This window comes from Nonomuraea rhodomycinica (assembly GCF_013363995.1).
Classification (GTDB): domain Bacteria; phylum Actinomycetota; class Actinomycetes; order Streptosporangiales; family Streptosporangiaceae; genus Nonomuraea; species Nonomuraea rhodomycinica.
Genome location: NZ_JABWGO010000012.1, coordinates 261,767 through 277,894 on the forward strand (window position 1 = coordinate 261,767; position 16,128 = coordinate 277,894).

The 16,128-nt window shown below is 74.0% G+C and carries 10 protein-coding genes; 9 read left to right on the forward strand and 1 reads right to left on the reverse strand.

Annotated elements, in window-relative coordinates; translation table 11 throughout:
* The first annotated feature begins 143 nt into the window (after positions 1–143).
* Together HT134_RS36885 and HT134_RS36890 are read left to right on the forward strand one after the other, a co-directional pair.
* Entirely contained in the window at positions 144–623 is a 480-nt protein-coding gene (locus tag HT134_RS36885) for a DUF2231 domain-containing protein (protein ID WP_175605097.1), read from the forward strand.
* A gap of 60 nt (positions 624–683) precedes the next feature.
* On the forward strand, positions 684–1,985 hold the full coding sequence (locus HT134_RS36890; protein ID WP_175605098.1) for a replication-associated recombination protein A: 1,302 nt from the start codon (positions 684–686) through the stop codon (positions 1,983–1,985).
* A gap of 110 nt (positions 1,986–2,095) precedes the next feature.
* On the opposite strand, the gene HT134_RS36895 is transcribed toward HT134_RS36890, so the two are convergent.
* Positions 2,096–5,389 carry a toll/interleukin-1 receptor domain-containing protein gene (locus HT134_RS36895; RefSeq protein ID WP_312888707.1) on the reverse strand — a complete coding sequence of 1,098 codons (3,294 nt, stop codon included), beginning with the start codon at positions 5,387–5,389 and terminating at the stop codon, positions 2,096–2,098.
* A 512-nt stretch (positions 5,390–5,901) separates the two neighbouring features.
* Between HT134_RS36895 and HT134_RS36900 the strand changes: the two genes are divergently transcribed.
* The 7 genes from HT134_RS36900 to mltG (HT134_RS36930) all read left to right on the forward strand — a co-directional run bounded on the left by HT134_RS36900 (position 5,902) and on the right by mltG (HT134_RS36930) (position 16,093).
* Positions 5,902–9,000, forward strand: a complete 3,099-nt coding sequence (locus HT134_RS36900; protein WP_175605100.1) for a TIR domain-containing protein — start codon at positions 5,902–5,904, stop codon at positions 8,998–9,000.
* Positions 9,001–9,179: 179 nt separating this feature from the next.
* Complete coding sequence (locus HT134_RS36905) at positions 9,180–9,608, forward strand: DUF948 domain-containing protein (protein ID WP_175605101.1); 429 nt, start codon at positions 9,180–9,182, stop codon at positions 9,606–9,608.
* A complete protein-coding gene (locus tag HT134_RS36910; protein ID WP_175594724.1) occupies positions 9,605–9,835 on the forward strand; it encodes a hypothetical protein in 231 nt (76 codons plus the stop codon). The genes HT134_RS36905 and HT134_RS36910 overlap by 4 nt, the downstream gene beginning before the upstream one ends.
* A 45-nt stretch (positions 9,836–9,880) precedes the next feature.
* On the forward strand, positions 9,881–12,553 hold the full coding sequence (gene alaS, locus HT134_RS36915) for an alanine--tRNA ligase (protein ID WP_175605102.1): 2,673 nt from the start codon (positions 9,881–9,883) through the stop codon (positions 12,551–12,553).
* Position 12,554: 1 nt separating this feature from the next.
* On the forward strand, positions 12,555–13,037 hold the full coding sequence (ruvX, locus tag HT134_RS36920) for a Holliday junction resolvase RuvX (RefSeq protein WP_175605103.1): 483 nt from the start codon (positions 12,555–12,557) through the stop codon (positions 13,035–13,037).
* 823 nt (positions 13,038–13,860) lie between these two features.
* Complete coding sequence (gene mltG / locus HT134_RS36925) at positions 13,861–14,706, forward strand: endolytic transglycosylase MltG (RefSeq protein WP_312888708.1); 846 nt, start codon at positions 13,861–13,863, stop codon at positions 14,704–14,706.
* 232 nt (positions 14,707–14,938) lie between these two features.
* Complete coding sequence (mltG, locus tag HT134_RS36930) at positions 14,939–16,093, forward strand: endolytic transglycosylase MltG (RefSeq protein ID WP_175605104.1); 1,155 nt, start codon at positions 14,939–14,941, stop codon at positions 16,091–16,093.
* The last annotated feature ends 35 nt before the right edge of the window (positions 16,094–16,128 follow it).

Genomic DNA, 16,128 nt, shown 5'->3' on the forward strand with positions numbered 1-16,128 from the left:
ATGACCGAACAACTCCTCGAATGCTACCGGCACCTGAATGTGATGGACGTAAGTGATGAAAACCGGTCACTGTGGCGCGGCAGGTCGGAACCATATCGCGCACCAGCACGTAGTTGAAATAAGGACGAAAAGGAGCCCATGCCATGTTCGACCAGATCCTGGGCCTGCCGGCGCACCCGTTGATCATCCATTTCGCCGTCGTCCTGACCGTGCTGCTCACCGTGGTCGCCGTCGGGTACGCGTTGCTCGCGGCCCGGCGGCCCCTGCTGGCCTGGGCGCTCGTCCTGCTGTCCGTGGTGGCGCCGGCCGCCGTCTTCGCGGCCAGGGAGAGCGGCGAGCGGCTGCGGGAGGCCCGCTTCGCCTCGGCGGGGGGCGCGCTGGGGGAGCGCATCGAGGTGCACGAGGGCTTCGCCCTGCCGCTGCTGCTGTCGGTCAGCGCCCTCGCGCTGGGCTCGCTGGTGCTCGTGTACGCCACCACATCCGCGCGCGGCTCCACCCATGACCGCCTGGGCCGTACCGCCACGCTGGGACTGTCGGCGCTGGTCGTGGCGCTGGCCGCCGCGACCGCGTACCTGGTCTTCCGCGCCGGCGACTCCGGCGCCCGAGCGGTGTGGAGCTCCTGACCCCCGGACCGCCGCCCGGCTCTGGACCACTGCACACGGTCCACCCTGTAATCTCACGCTGTGGAGAGCTTGTTCGACTCGGCGGCCGAGCAGGCCACACCTCAGCCGCTCGCGGTCCGGATGCGGCCGCGGACCCTCGACGAGGTGATCGGCCAACGCCACCTGCTCGGCCCCGGCACCCCGCTGCGCCGCCTCGTCGAGAGCGAGGCGCCCATGTCGCTCTTCCTGTGGGGGCCGCCCGGCACCGGCAAGACCACCCTCGCCTACGTCGTCTCCAACGTCACCAAGCGCCGCTTCGTCGAGGTCTCCGCCGTCTCGGCCGGCGTCAAGGACGTCCGCGCCGCCATCGAGCAGGCCCGCAACGAGCTGGGCATGTCCGGCCGGCAGACCGTGCTCTTCGTCGACGAGGTCCACCGCTTCAACAAGGCCCAGCAGGACGCCCTGCTGCCCGCCGTCGAGAACCGCTGGGTCACCTTCATCGGCGCCACGACCGAGAACCCGTTCTTCTCCGTCATCTCGCCGCTGCTGTCGCGCTCGCTGCTGCTCACGCTGGAGTCGCTGACCGACGACGACATCCGCGCCGTGCTGGAACGCGCCGCCGCCGACGAGCGGGGCCTCGCCGGGCGCGCCACGCTGACCCCCGAGGCGCTCGACCACCTCGTACGGCTGGCCGGCGGCGACGCCCGGCGCTCGCTGACGTACCTGGAGGCGGCGGCCCTGCTGGAGGACGAGATCACCGTCGAGGTCGTCGAGCGGGCCGTCGACAAGGCGGCCGTCCGCTACGACCGGCAGGGCGACCAGCACTACGACGTGATCAGCGCGTTCATCAAGTCGATGCGCGGCTCCGACGCCGACGCCGCGCTCCACTACCTCGCCCGCATGGTCGAGGCGGGGGAGGACCCGCGCTTCATCGCGCGGCGCATCGTCATCTTCGCCTCCGAGGACGTCGGCATGGCCGACCCCACCTGCCTGCAGACCGCGGTCGCCGTGGCCCAGGCCGTCCAGCTCATCGGCCTGCCCGAGGCGCAGATCAACCTCGCCCACGCCGTCATCCACTGCGCGCTGGCGCCCAAGTCCAACGCCGTCGTCAAGGCCATCGGCGCCGCGGCCGGCGACGTGCGCCGCGGCCTCATCGGCCAGGTGCCCGTCCACCTGCGCGACGCCCACTACCCCGGCGCCGCCAAGCTCGGCAGCGGCGAGGGCTACAAGTACCCGCACGACTTCGACCACGGCCTCGTCCGGCAGGACTACGCGCCCGAGCAGGTGCGGCAGCGGCGCTACTACGAGCCCACCCGGCACGGCGCGGAGGCCCCGGTCGCCGACCGCTGGGCCAAGATCCGCGACTTCCTGCGGGGCACCTGACGCGCGGCTTCTTCCCGCGCGTGTTCGTTCACGCGTGGGGCGCCTGACGCGGCGGCGGCCACGTGCCGGGCGGTCCGTGCGCCGCTGCGCGGTCCGGCGCGAGCCGGGGCTCACCGGTCGCAGGAGGCGGGAGGGGGACCGCCGGCCGCCCCGCCGTTCCACTCGGCGGAGGTCAGGGAGCGCCCGGCGGTGCGGCAGGCGATGCGCCGCCAGTCCGCCGGATCGACGGGCCACACGGCGAGCCGGCCGCCGGAGGTGGCGGTGACCAGGTGCCGGCCGTCGCGGGTGAACGCCATCGCGGTGGCGTCCCAGGGCGTCGGGCTGGTCGCGTTCTCCGGAACGGGGAGCGGGAACGTGCCGATCGGATCCCCGGTGCCCAGCGCGGTGAGCACGGCGAAGCCGTCGGCGCGGACGCGCGCCACCGTGCCGCCGTCCGGGCTCACCGCCAGGGCGCCGGCCGGGTTGCCGACACCGGGCAAGGTGCGGAGCAGCCGCCTGCCCTGGACGTCCCACAGCTCCAGGGGCCCGCTCTCGCGCTGGATGACGAGCCCCTCCCGGGCGAACACGACACCCGAGGACCGTCCCTCTCCCACCTCGTGCGCCGCTCCCGTGAGCAGGTCGACGTAGGCCGTGCCCTCGCCGCTCAGGGCGCCCGTCACCGCGCCCCCGCCGTCCGCTCTGATGGCGGTGTCGCCCCACCAGGTGCTGCCGGGCACCTGGTGGAGCCGGCGGACCTCCCCGGTCCGGGTGTCGTACGTGCTCACCGCTCCGGTGCTGCTCACACCCACGAGCCGCGTGCCGCCCCGCACCTGGCGCGCCTCCGCGACCTCCGCCTCCGCGGCGGGGACCGGCCACCGGGCGAGGACCCGGCCGCTCCCGTCGTCCACGAGCCTCAGGCCGGAACGGTCGGGGCCGAGCCGCGCGAGCCGCTCGCCGAACCACAGCGGCACGTCGCTCGGCGCGTCCACGACCTGCCCTTCGCTCCGCGACACCTCCGACAGCCGGCCCGCGGCCACGCCGAACGTGGTCACGATGCGGCCGACGGCGCTGGCGAGCGCGAGCCGGCGCCCGCTCGGGGAGAACTCCAGCCGCGGCGGCACGCCCGCGGTGGCGTCCTGCTCCAGGGAGGGGACCTCCGTGGCCGTGCCGAGGCGGGAGAACCGCTCCAGGTCCCACAGCACCACGTCGTCCCCCGAGGTGGAGGCCAGCCGGGTGGGGCCGCCCGCGAAGACGACCCGATCGGTGTCGGCGTTCCCGGTGAGCTCGGCGAGGACGGGGGACGGCGAGGTGCCCGGCTTCAGCGGCACCACCCGGATCGTGCCGCTCTGGGCGACCGCGGCCCGGCCGCCGTCCTCGCTGATCGCCAGGCTTTCCGCGAAGACGTACGGCACAGCGCCCGACCGGATGGCCGGCTCGGGCGGCCCGGTGGTGGCCCAGGTCGTCACCTCGCCGTACTTGCAGAACCCGACGTGCCGGCCGTCGGCCGACATCCCCAGCGTGTAGCCGCCCATGGGGGTGCCGAGCAGGCCGGAGCCGGCGAGGCGGCGCAGGCCGGAGACGGCCCGGCGCTCCCAGGGCCCGTGCATGTCGATCAGCGTGATCGCCGCCTCGCCGGTGAAGGCGATCCGCGCGTAGACCCGGCGGAGGGTCCGCCGCTGCGTCGTCCCCCGCGCGAGGTCGTGCACGGCCAGCACGGAGCGCTCCGCGCCGGGCCGTTCCTCCAGCAGCGCGACGAGGTGCCCGGAGGGCGACACGGCCGCCCTGGCCGGCCACCGACCCGCCTCCAGGGTCATCCGTTGCTCCCGCGTCCAGACCACGGCGCTCTCACCGTCCGCGGCGGCCACCACGGAGCCGTCGGCGCCGGCCGCGACGTCCCACACGAGCCGTCCGTCCGCCTTCGTCTCCTCCCGCGTCCCGCAGGTGTGGCACCACCGCACGAGCCGCCCGTCGGCCGTGCCCGCGACCACGACACGGCCGTCGCCGGACGCCGCCAGGGCCGACACCCGGGCCCCGGCGTGCAGGTAGCCCACCAGGTGCGGAGCCGCCGTCACCGCCTGGAACAGGGCCGAGCGGGTCTGCGGGTTGCGGTCCGTCCGGTACCCGGCGACGGCGAGGAGCTGGGCGCGGTCCAGGTCGGACGGGAGCGCGGCGACCGCCTCGGCGGCGAGCTGGCGCGAGGTGGCCACCCGCGCCTGCGTCCGCGCCTCGTCCCGCTCGCCCACCGCGATCCGGGCCGCCGCCACCGCCGTCACCAGCAGGACGGTCAGGACGGTGACCACGACGCGCACCCAGCGCATCGTCCGGCGGCGCTCACGCAGGTGCTCACCCACCAGGAGGTCCTTGGGCAGGCCGCGCAGGGGCGCGGCCACCGCGGCGACGAGGTCGTCGGGGATCACGACGTCGTCGGGAGCCGCGGAGTCGCCGGTGATGGCGGAATCGTCGGTAGGAGGAGCCCCGGGGATCACGGGATCGCCGAGGATCACGGGGCTGCCGGAGATCAGGGGATCGTCCGGCATGGCGGGACCGGTTGCGCCGGATTCGGTCGTGCCGGGCTCGGTCGTGCCGGGCTCGGTCGTGCCGGGGTTGGCCGTGCGGGGCTCGGTCGTGCTGGAGTTGGCCGTGCGGGGCTCGGTCGTGCCGGGGACGGCCGCGCTGGGGGAGGCCGCGCCGGGGCCGGTGAGGCCGCTGAGGTCCACCCACAGCGGCTCGTGCGGGAGCACGCCACGCAGCGCCGCCGGTACCGCTGCCGTGGCGGCCCAGTCGCCCCGCGCCTGGTCCCACGCGAGCCCGCCGTCGAGGGCCACCACGAGCAGCCGCCGCGGCGACCGGTGGGCCAGCCACCACGCGACCTCCCGATCCACCCAGGCCGAGGAGGCCGCTTTCGCCGAGGTCAGCAGGATCAGCCAGGCGGACGCCTCCAGCGCGCGCTCGATCGACGGCCACAGCTCTGGGGCGGCGGCCAGGCTGGCCCGGTCCATGAAGACGCGCAGCGCGCGGCTGCGGTACCAGGGCTTGGCGAAGCGCTCGACCCGCCGCTGCAGCGCCACGGCGAGCCGGTCGTGGGGGCCGTGCGCGTACGAGATGAACGCGTCGTAACCCGGCCCGCGCTCGCCGCGCCCGCGCGGACCCGACCGGCGGGAACCCGGCGCGAGCCAGACCGGCCAGCGGGGGCTTGACCAGCGCCAGATTGACCAGCGAGAGGCCGGCCAACAGGAGGTCGGCCGACGGGAGGTCGGCCGGCGCGGCCCTGACCGACGGGAAGGCGATTCATACGGGTTCGACTCGCGGGCGTTCGACTCGCGCGGCCTTGCTCCACGCGACCTGCCACGGGTCCGGCGGGGCTCCCAGGGGCGCGCGCCGCGTCCTGACGCGACGCCGTCGTCTCCGTCCATGCCGCGCTCCATCCCGCGCTCCCTGAAACGTCCGGAGGACGCCCCGGGAGCCGGGCCCCTTCCACGCTCAGCACCGTACGCGGGAACCCCCCACGCGACCCCTGGAACCGGCCGCCCACCGGGAGCCCTAGGTTCGGGCGCGTTAGCCCCGACGGCCTGTCCTCAGCGCCCTGCCCCAGCACCGCGATCCCAGCCCCGTGCCCCTGAGCACCCGGGCCTCCACCTCCCTGTCCCCAGCTCTCCGACCCCCGAGCGTCCTGACCCCAGCGTCCTGACTCCGAGCGCCCTGACCCAACGCCCTGACCCAACGCCCTGGCCTCGACCGCCCTGACCCCAAGCACTTCGACCCCAACGGTCCGATCCCGGACCGATTCCCCCGCAGGACGCGTGGCCCGCCACGGAACGGACGCATGCCGCCGCATGACGCCCGGTTCCCGCCGCGCGACGCTCGGTTTCCCCTGCGGGACGCGCTTACGAGACGTACCGTCGGCGCTGGGCGACCCGCGACGCGGAAGGGGACGGACGTGGCCGAGACGGCGGCGTACGACGCGTTCATCTCCTACAGCCACACCGCGGACGCGCGGCTCGCACCGCTGCTGGAGGCCGGTCTGCGTGCCATGGGCAAACCCTGGTACCGGCGGCGCGCGCTGCACGTCTTCCGTGACCAGGTGAGCCTGCCGGCGGCGCCGGAGCTGTGGCCGTCGATCGAACGGGCGCTGGCCGCCTCCCGTCACCTGGTCCTGCTGGCCTCGCCGGAGGCCGCAGCGTCGCGCTGGGTGCGCCGGGAGCTGCGGTGGTGGCGGGAGAACCGGTCGCCGTCCACCGTCCTGATCGTCCTGACGGGCGGGGAGCTGGCCTGGGACGACGACCTGGGCGGGTTCGACCCGTCCCGTACGACCGCGCTGCCGCCCGAGTCGCTGGACTGGTTCGGCGGCGAGCCGCTCTGGGTGGACCTGCGGTGGGCGCGCGGACGGGCCGGGCTCTCGCCCCGAGAGCCGCGCCTGCACGGCTGCGTGGCCGACGTCGCCGCGCCCCTGCACGGGATCGCCAAGGACGAGCTGATCGGCGAGGACCTCCGCCAGCACCGCCGTACGCTACGGCTGACGCGGACCGCGGCCGCCCTGCTGACGGTGCTCGCGGTGCTGGCGGGCACGATGGCGGTGGTGGCGGCGCGCAACCGCGAGGAGGCCGCGGCCAAGGGTGAGCTGGCCGAGCGGCGCGCGCTGCTGGCCGCCTCCCGCCGCCTGGCCGCCGAGGCGATGCCGCTGCTCGACGACGACCCCGTGCTGTCGACACGGCTCAGCCTGGCCGCGTACCGGCTGGCCGACACCGCGGAGGCGCGCAGCGCGCTGCTCACGCAGGTCCTGCGGCGCAGCCGCGTGGCCGCGTTCCTGCCCGTCCTGTCCGGCCCGGTCAGCGCCCTGGCCTTCAGTCCCGACGGCCGTACGCTCGCCACGGGCACGTACGACGGACGGCTGGACCTGTGGGACGTGCGCGGCCTCGGCCACGTGGCGAGCCTTCCGGCGCACACGGACACGGTCAAGAGCCTCGCCTTCGCCCCGGACGGCCGGCTGCTGGCGTCGGGCGGCTACGACGGCAGGCTGTACCTCTGGGACGTGGCCCGCCACGCCCGCACCGGTCCCGCGCTGCCCGCACCGGCGAAGGCCGTCAGCGGCGTGGCCTTCAGCCCGGACGGCCGGCTGCTGGCCTCGGCGACCGACCGCGCCGTGCTGCTGTGGGACGTCGCCCGCCGCGCCCGGCACGGCCGTCCCCTGACCGGTCACACCGCTGAGGTGACGAGCGTCGCGTTCAACCAGGACGGCCGCCTGCTGGTCTCCGGCGGCGACGACGGCAAGGTCATCGTCTGGGACGCCGCGCGAGGCACCCGCCACGGCCCGCCGCTCGCCGGCCACGCGGACCCGGTCTTCGCCGTCGCCTTCGCACCGGGCGGCTCAGGCGCGGCATCCGGGCCCGCCGGCGTGACCACGGGGGCCGGGATCACGAACGGCGCCGCCCGCCGGATCACGAGGGCCCGGACGGCAGACGGCGCCATCGTCGGGATCAAGAGGGTCGGGAGGGCGAACGGTGCCACCGGCGCGACCGCGAACGGGGAGATCGTCGCCTCCGGGAGCATGGACGGCTCCGTCGCCCTCTGGGACCTGCGCACCGGCCGCGCCCGCCTCCTGCGCCGCCCGACCGGTGTCCGCGACGCCGTCGAGGGCGTGGCGTTCGGTCCGGACGGCCGTACGCTCGTCACCGTCTCCGAGAACGGGTCGGCGGACCTGTGGGACCTCACCCGGGCCAAACCCCGCGCCACCCGCCTCACGACCGGGCCGCGCCCCGTCACCACGGTCGCGGCAGGCCCCGGCGGCGCCCTCTCCATCATGGCCACCTCCAGCCCGGCGTCCAGCCCGGCCTCCAGCCCCGCCGGAACCCCTTCCGCCCCCGGCAGCCCAGCCACGCCCCCCTCCGCCACCGGCGGCACCTCCAGCAGCGCAGCCGGGACGATCTTCGCCACAGGTGACGCCGCCGGCCGCGTCGTGCTCTGGGACCCCGCCGCCGGAGGACGCCTCGACCGGCGGCTCACCGGCCACACCGAACGCGTGACCGGCCTGGCGTTCAGCCCCGACGGACGCACCCTCGCCTCTGCCTCCGACGACGACTCGATCATCCTGTGGGACCCGATCCGGGACCCGAACCGGGACCCGAACAGGGCTGCCCCGCTCAGTGAGCCGCTGCGCGACGACACCGTCACGGTCAGCACCGCCATCGCCTTCGCCCCGGACGGCCGCACCCTCGCCGCCGCCGGCTACGACGCCGCCATCACCCTCTGGGACACCACCCGCCGCGCCGTCGTCGGCCGCCTGGTCGCACCGGACCGGGACGTCCCGGCCCGGCTGGCCTTCGCCCCGGACGGGCGCACCCTGGCGGCCGGCGACCTGCACGGCGGCGTCACCTTCTGGGACGTCCCCCGGCGCGCCCTGGTCGCCGGGCCGTTCCCCGGCCCGCCTCCGACGGGCGTACAGCATCCGACGGGCGTGCAGAACGGGATCGTCGGCCTCGCGTACGGCGCCGGGGGCACGCTCGTGTCGGCCGGTGCCGACGGCACGCTCACCTGGTGGGACGCGCGGCACCGCGTCTCCGCCCGCGTCCACCGGCCCGCCGTCGTCGGCGGCATGGCCACCGGCCCCCGCGGCCCCACGATGGCGCTCGCCGGCGGCGGGCTCGGCGGCGGCGTCACCTTCTGGGACGGCGCCGCCCGCCGCCCCCTCACGGCCCCGCTCGCGGGCCACGCCGGGCCGGTCAACGCCGTCGTCGTCAGCCCCGACGGCCGGACGTTCGCCACCGGCGGCGACGACGGGCGGGTCGTCCTGTGGGACGCCGCCGCCAGGACCCGGCTGAGCCCGCCCCTGACCGGCCACACGCGCGAGGTGCTCACCCTCGCCTTCAGCGCGGACGGCCGCACGCTGGCCTCGGCGGGCGACGACCGCGCCGTCGTCCTCTGGGACGTGGACCCCGCCTCCTGGGAGCGCAGGCTGTGCGGCCTCGTCGGCACCGGCCTCACGGCCGCCCAGTGGCCGGAGTACGCCCCCGACGTCCACCCGGCCCGCACCTGCGAATGACCGGAGCCCCTGCCCGCTGACCTCCGCCCACACCTGCCGACGACCGCGGCCAAGACAGGCTCGGCAGGGGTGATCACGGTGCGGCGGATCCGGCCGCGAGCGCGGTGCCCAGTAACCTGGGTCCCCGAACGCGATAGGGTTCTTGCATTTCCGGCGCAGCGTACGAGGGAGATGACCGGATGCTTACCGCTGGAGAGGTCGCCGGGCTGATCGCGGCCACGGGCTGGATCGTCCTCGTGTGCGTGCTCACCTTGGTGCTCGTCAGGCTCGCCAGGCTGCTGACCGAGACCACCCGCGCGGTCTCCGACCTGAGCAGCCGGGTCGCGCCGCTGCTCGACGACGTCAGCGTCACGGTCAACGAGACCAACCGGCAGCTCGTCGCCGTCGAGGCCATCGCCCAGGACCTCAAGCAGGTCAGCGGCCACGCCGCCAAGCTCAGCGCCGTGACCCAGACCATCTTCACGGGCCCCCTGATCAAGGTGTCCTCGCTCGTCCACGGCGTCCGCCGGGCGATCGAAGCCCGCCGTCCGCGCGCGGCCCGGGCCACGGCCCGTCCCGCAGGGCAGGCCGGGCGCCGGTCCGTGAGCCAGGCGGGGAGGCGCCCGTGATCCGGCGGCTGTTCTACCTGTCCCTGGGCGCGTTCATCGCCCTGTGGGTGATGCGCCGGTTGCAGGCGCTCCAGCCCGACCACGTGGCCCGTCGCACGGCCGCCGGCGCGGCGGGCATGCTCGCGCGGGTGAGAGACTTTACTTCCGACGCCCTCGGCGAGGCGGCCGAGCGCGAAACCGAGTTGCGCGCCAGGTTCGGCCTTGACCAGGCTGGTCAGGGCGACTGACCGCCACAGATCCACCACACACGACTAACGCAAAGGATGGCCACCATGGAGTCGGCAGAGATCGCGCGCCGCTTCCTGCGCTTCTTCGAGGAGCGTGGGCACAAGGTAGTGCCCTCGGCCAGCCTGATCGCAGAGGACCCGACGCTTCTCCTGGTCAACGCGGGTATGGTGCCGTTCAAGCCGTACTTCCTGGGGCAGCGCAAGCCTCCGGCGTCACGGCTGGCCACCGCCCAGAAGTGCGTGCGCACGCCCGACATCGACGAGGTCGGCAAGACCACCCGTCACGCCACGTTCTTCCAGATGCTCGGCAACTTCTCCATCGGCGACTACTTCAAGGCCGAGGTGATCCCGTTCGCCTGGGAGCTGCTCACCCGCAGCGAGTCCGACGGCGGCTTCGGCTTCCCCGAGAGCCGGCTGTGGGCGACCGTCTACCACGAGGACGACGAGGCGTTCGACATCTGGCACAACAAGGTCGGGCTGCCCGCCGACCGCATCCAGCGCCGCGGCCTGGAGGACAACTACTGGCACATGGGCGTGCCCGGCCCCGGCGGCCCCTGCTCGGAGATCTACTACGACCGCGGTCCCGAGTACGGCAAGGACGGTGGCCCCGTCGCCGACGAGGACCGCTACCTCGAGGTCTGGAACCTCGTGTTCATGCAGTACCAGCTCAGCCAGGTCCGCAGCAAGATCGACTTCGACATCAGCGGCGAGCTGCCCAGCAAGAACATCGACACCGGCATGGGCCTGGAGCGCATGGCGGCGATCCTGCAGGGCGTCGACAACATCTACGAGATCGACACCACCTACAAGATCCTCGACCGCGCGGCCGAGCTGACCAAGACCCGCTACGGCCGCGACCATCGCGCGGACGTCAGCCTGCGCGTCATCGCCGACCACGTGCGCACCGGCACCATGCTCGTCGCCGACGGCGTCATGCCCGCCAACGAGGGCCGCGGCTACGTCCTGCGCCGCATCCTGCGCCGCACCGTGCGCAACCTGCGCCTGCTCGGCTCCGGCGACGACCGCTACATGCACGACCTCACCTCCGTCGCCATCGACGTCATGGGCCAGCAGTACGAGCAGCTCAAGGCCGACGCGCCGCAGATCCACGCGGTCATCGACGCCGAGGAGGCGTCCTTCCTCGGCACGCTGCGCACCGGCACCGCGATCTTCGACGTGGCCGTCGAGGAGACCAAGCGCAAGTCCGGCACCACGATCTCCGGCGACCAGGCGTTCCAGCTGCACGACACCTACGGCTTCCCGATCGACCTGACCCTGGAGATGGCCTCCGAGCACGGCCTCAAGGTCGACGAGGAGGGCTTCCGCCGCCTCATGAAGGAGCAGCGGGAGCGGGCCAAGGCCGACGCCGCGGCGAAGAAGACCGGCAACGCCGACATCTCGGTCTTCGGGCAGCTGCTGGAGCAGGCGGGCCGGGTCGAGTTCCTCGGCTACGACCAGACCGAGGCCGAGACCACCGTCGTCGGCGTCCTCGTCGACGGCGTGCCCGTCCCGGCCGCGGGCGCCGGCTCGACCGTCGAGGTCGTGCTCGGCCGCACCCCGTTCTACGCCGAGGGCGGCGGCCAGCTCGCCGACCAGGGCGTCATCCGCACGGCCGGCGCCGAAGTCGAGATCGTCGACGTGCAGTCGCCGCTCGCGGGCCTGGTCGTCCACCGCGGCAAGGTCCGCTCCGGCGAGCTGCGCACCGGCGACGAGGCCCAGGCGGAGATCGACATCGAGCGGCGCCGCGCGATCTCGCGCAGCCACAGCGCCACCCACCTCGTCCACCGCGGCTTCAAGAACGCCCTGGGCGAGTCGGCGGCCCAGGCCGGCTCCGAGAACTCCCCGGGCCGCTTCCGCTTCGACTTCACCGCCGCCGGCGCCGTCCCGCCGAGCGTGCTGCGCGACGTCGAGGACGAGGTCAACGCCGTCCTGATCAACGACCTCAAGGTCAACGCCTTCTACACCTCCCAGGCCGAGGCCCGGGCGATGGGCGCGCTGGCGATGTTCGGCGAGAAGTACGGCGACGAGGTCCGCGTGGTCGAGATCGGCGACTACTCGCGCGAGCTGTGCGGCGGCACCCACGTCCACAGCTCCGGCCAGCTGGGCCTGGTCAAGGTGCTCGGCGAGCAGTCGGTCGGCGCGGGCGTGCGCCGCGTCGAGGCCCTCGTCGGCATCGACGCCTTCCGCTTCCTGGCCCGCGAGAGCGTGCTGGTCGCCCAGCTCACCGAGCAGCTCAAGGCGCGCCGCGAGGAGCTGCCCGAGCGCATCGAGGGCATCGTCACCCGGCTGCGCACCGCCGAGAAGGAGCTGGAGCGGGTCCGATCCGCCCAGGTCCTCCAGGTGGCCGGTGAGCTGGCCGGGCAGGCTCGTGACCTGCAGGGCGTCTCCGTGGTGACACACCGCGCGCCTGATGGCACGACCGGTGATGATTTGCGTAAGCTCGCGCTTGATGTGCGTGGCAGATTCCCGGCCGACAGGCCTGCGGTCGTCGTGATCGCCGGCGTCCCCTCCGACCGACCCGTGGTGGTCGCCGCGGTCAACGAGGCGGGACGCGAGCGAGGGCTCAAGGCCGGGAGACTGGTCGGCGTCGCCGCCAAGGCTCTTGGGGGTGGCGGTGGAGGCAAGGACGACGTCGCGCAGGGCGGCGGCACGCGCCCGGAGGCGATCGGCGACGCCCTGCGGCTGGTCGAGCAGGCCATCGAGGGGCAGCTCGGCTGACATGCGGTTCGGTTCACGGATCGGCGTGGACGTCGGATCCGTCCGCATCGGCGTGGCCCGCAGCGACCCGTCGGGCATGCTGGCCACGCCGGTCGAGACCGTCAGGCGCGGCAGGGGCGACCTCGACCGCATCGCCGCGATCGTGGCGGAGCACGAGGCGATCGAGGTCGTGGTGGGCCTGCCCACCTCCCTGTCCGGCCGTGAGGGGCAGGCCGCCGGGCTGGCCCGCGCGTTCGCGGTCGCGCTGGCCGGGCGGCTCGCGCCCACACCGGTCCGGCTGTTCGACGAGCGCCTCACGACCGTGGCCGCCCAGCAGGGGCTGCGGGCCAGCGGGGTACGCGCCAAGAAGCAGCGCGACGTGGTGGACCAGGCGGCGGCCGTCGTGCTGCTGCAGGACGCCCTGGACTCCGAGAGAGCCACCGGCGCGCCGCCGGGCAGGCCCGTCGATCCGCCGTCCGCGGCGGACGCCGGGCCGGCCTCATGAACCGCCCTCCGACGGGGACCGGCCACTCCGGTCTCGTACGACGTCCTTCGGCGTGCGCCGGGCACCCTGGTCGGGTGAGTCCCTCCCCGAGGGGGGTTGAGTACCCCGGTCAGGTGAGTCCCTTCTTGAGGAGGGCCGGGCACTCTGGTCGGGTGAGCCGCTCCTTGAGGGTGGCTGGGCTTTCTGATCTCCTGAGTCGCCTTTCGGCGAGGACAGGGCGCTCTCGTCCCGTGGGCCGTTCTGCGACGAGGTCCGGCCGCTCCGATCTGGTGAGCCGCCCTTTGAACAGGGCGAGCCGCATTGGTCTCTCGGGTCGCTCATCGATCGCGTCCCGTCGCTCGGCCGGAGCCGCCGCGTTGACCGGAGCCCGCCCCGCCGGGCGCGGAGCGACTCGGTGAGCGGGGGAGCGGCGCGGGGGCACGACGAGGAGCCCCGCGCCGGCGCCCCCCACCTACCGACTCCCTCCTCGACGCGAAGCGAGGAGCACACCGCGGCCCACACCCTCCGGGGCGACGCCGCGGAGCGGCCGGGGCGCGACACGTCCCAGGCGCGCGGTGAGGACGGCCTCGGCCGAGATGTTCCGCAGGGGCGAGGTGACGAAGGGGCTGAGGACGGCAGCGTCCACAGGGTCCACCACGTCCCAGGGGACCACTGTGCCACCCAAGGCGACCATCGCGCCCAAGGCCACCATCGCGCGGAAGCGAGCGACAGCGCCGAAGCCAGCAACGGCGCCGAAGGGAACGACAGCGCCGAAGCGGGCGACAGCGCCGAAGGCGGTCCTGGGGGCGAAGAGGCCGACGAGGCCGACACGCTGCCGCTGCCCGTGGGACGGCGCGAAGGCGTGCGCCGGGCCGCCGTCGTCATCGGCGGCCTCACACTCAGCGCACTCGTCCTCGCCGCCGGCGCGTACGGGCTGCTCAGGGCGTACCTGAGCCCGGACGACCCGGAGGGCGGCGGAGCCGTGGCGGCCGGCGCGCAGGCCGTGCGGCGAATCACGGTTCCCGAGGGGCTGCGGCTCGACGAGGCGCTGCGGCGCATCTCCAAGCAGGCCGGCGTGCCGCTGGCCGACCTGCGCGCGGTCGACTCGCGCCAGGTCGGCCTGCCCGACTACGCCCGGGGCCTGGAGGGCTTCCTGTTCCCCGCCACGTACGAGATGGGGCCCGGCACGACCGCCAGGGGACTGCTCGCGGCGATGGTGGAGCGGTTCGTGACCGTGGCCGACCGGCTCGACCTGGAGGAGCGGGCGGCCCGGATGGACCTGACCCCGCTGGAGGCCGTCACGGTGGCGAGCATCGTGCAGGCCGAGCCGGGCCGCCCCGCCGATTACCCGAAGATCGCCAGGGTGATCTATAACCGGCTGGGGCGCGACCTGCCGCTCCGGATCGACTCCACCGCCCTGTACGCGCTCGGGAAGCGGACCTCCCGCCTGTCACCCGGCGAGACGAGGGTCGGCTCTCCGTACAACACGTACACGCGCAGAGGGCTGCCACCTGGACCGATCTCCAACCCGGGGGTACGGGCGCTGCACGCCGCCCTGCACCCCGCGAAGGGGGATTGGTACTGGTTTGTGACAACCAATCCGGCGCATAGAATCACCAAATTCACCGACAAAGAGAGCGAGTTCGTGAGATACCGGGAAGAGTTGAACGAAAACCTCGGGACGAACTGATGCTCCCCGCGACGCCCCTCACCCCCCGGAGGATCGGCGAGATCCGCGGGCGGAGTCACGGAGCCGGGACGCCGCAGCTCCTTCCGTCGCCCCGCACGGCTACGGAGAGTCACGGCCCCGGGGCATCGGCGCACGACCGGCGGATCCCCCCGTTCCGTACGGTGACCCCCCATCGTTCGGTCCGGCCGCTTGACGGCGGGCGTACCGAACCGGGAGATTGGCCAGCGCACCTATGAGCGAGCTCGACATGGATTTCCTGCTGGGCGCCGAGGACGACGAAGGTCGTGACCGGCGCCGGTCCCGTGGTTCCGGCAGAAGCGGCAACAGGAGGCGGCGCAGGCGCCGCAACCGCGGCCGCTTCATCGCCCCGCTTCTCGCGTTCATCGTCCTCGCCGGCATCATCGGCGGCGGCGGCTACTTCGGCTACCAGTGGCTCAGCGGCGCCCTCGTCCCCGACGACTACACGGGGCAGGGCCAGGGCAACGTGGTGATCGAGATCAAGGAGGGCCAGAGCGCCTCCGACGTCGCCCAGGAGCTGGAGCGGCAGGGGGTCGTGGCCAGCGCCCGGGCGTTCACCAACGCCATCGCCAACGCCGGCAAGAGCGCCTCGCTCCAGCCCGGCTCGTACACGATGCGCAAGGGCATGTCCGCGGCCAACGCGGTCAAGCTCCTCGACTCGACCAACCGCCTGCTGGTGCGGGTGCAGATCAAGGAGGGCCTGCGCCTGTCGGACACGCTCTCCCAGCTCGCCAAGCAGACCGGCAAGCCGCAGAAGGAGTTCCTCGCCGCGTCCCGCAACGCCCGCGCGCTGGACCTGCCCCGGTACGCCAAGGGCAGGCCGGAGGGCTACATCTTCCCGGCCACGTACGAGTTCCAGCCGAAGGACACCCCGGCGGACATCCTCGGCAAGATGGTCGAGCGCTTCGAGCAGGAGGCCGACAAGACCGGCCTGGCGGACGGCGCCAAGAGCCTGGGCCACACGCCGGGCGAGATCGTCACGATCGCGAGCATCATCCAGGCCGAGGCCGGCCGGTACGAGGACATGCCGAAGATCGCCCGGGTGATCTACAACCGGCTCCAGCACCAGCCGCCCATGAAGCTCAAGATGGACAGCACGGTCATGTACGGGCTCGGCAAGTACCGCACGGCCGCGACCGAGGCCGAGCTGCGCATCGACACGAAGTACAACACGTACATGCACGACGGGCTGCCGCCCGGCCCCATCGCGAACCCGGGCGAGCACGCGATCGAGGCGGCGCTCAACCCGGAGAAGGGCGACTGGCTGTACTTCGTCGCCACCGACCCGAAGAGCAACGTCACCAAGTTCGCCACGACGGACGCCGAGTTCCAGCAGCTGCTGGACGAGTACCGCCGCAACGGCGGCTGAACCGGGGGCCTTCGGGGCGCGGGTCCGTCCGCGCG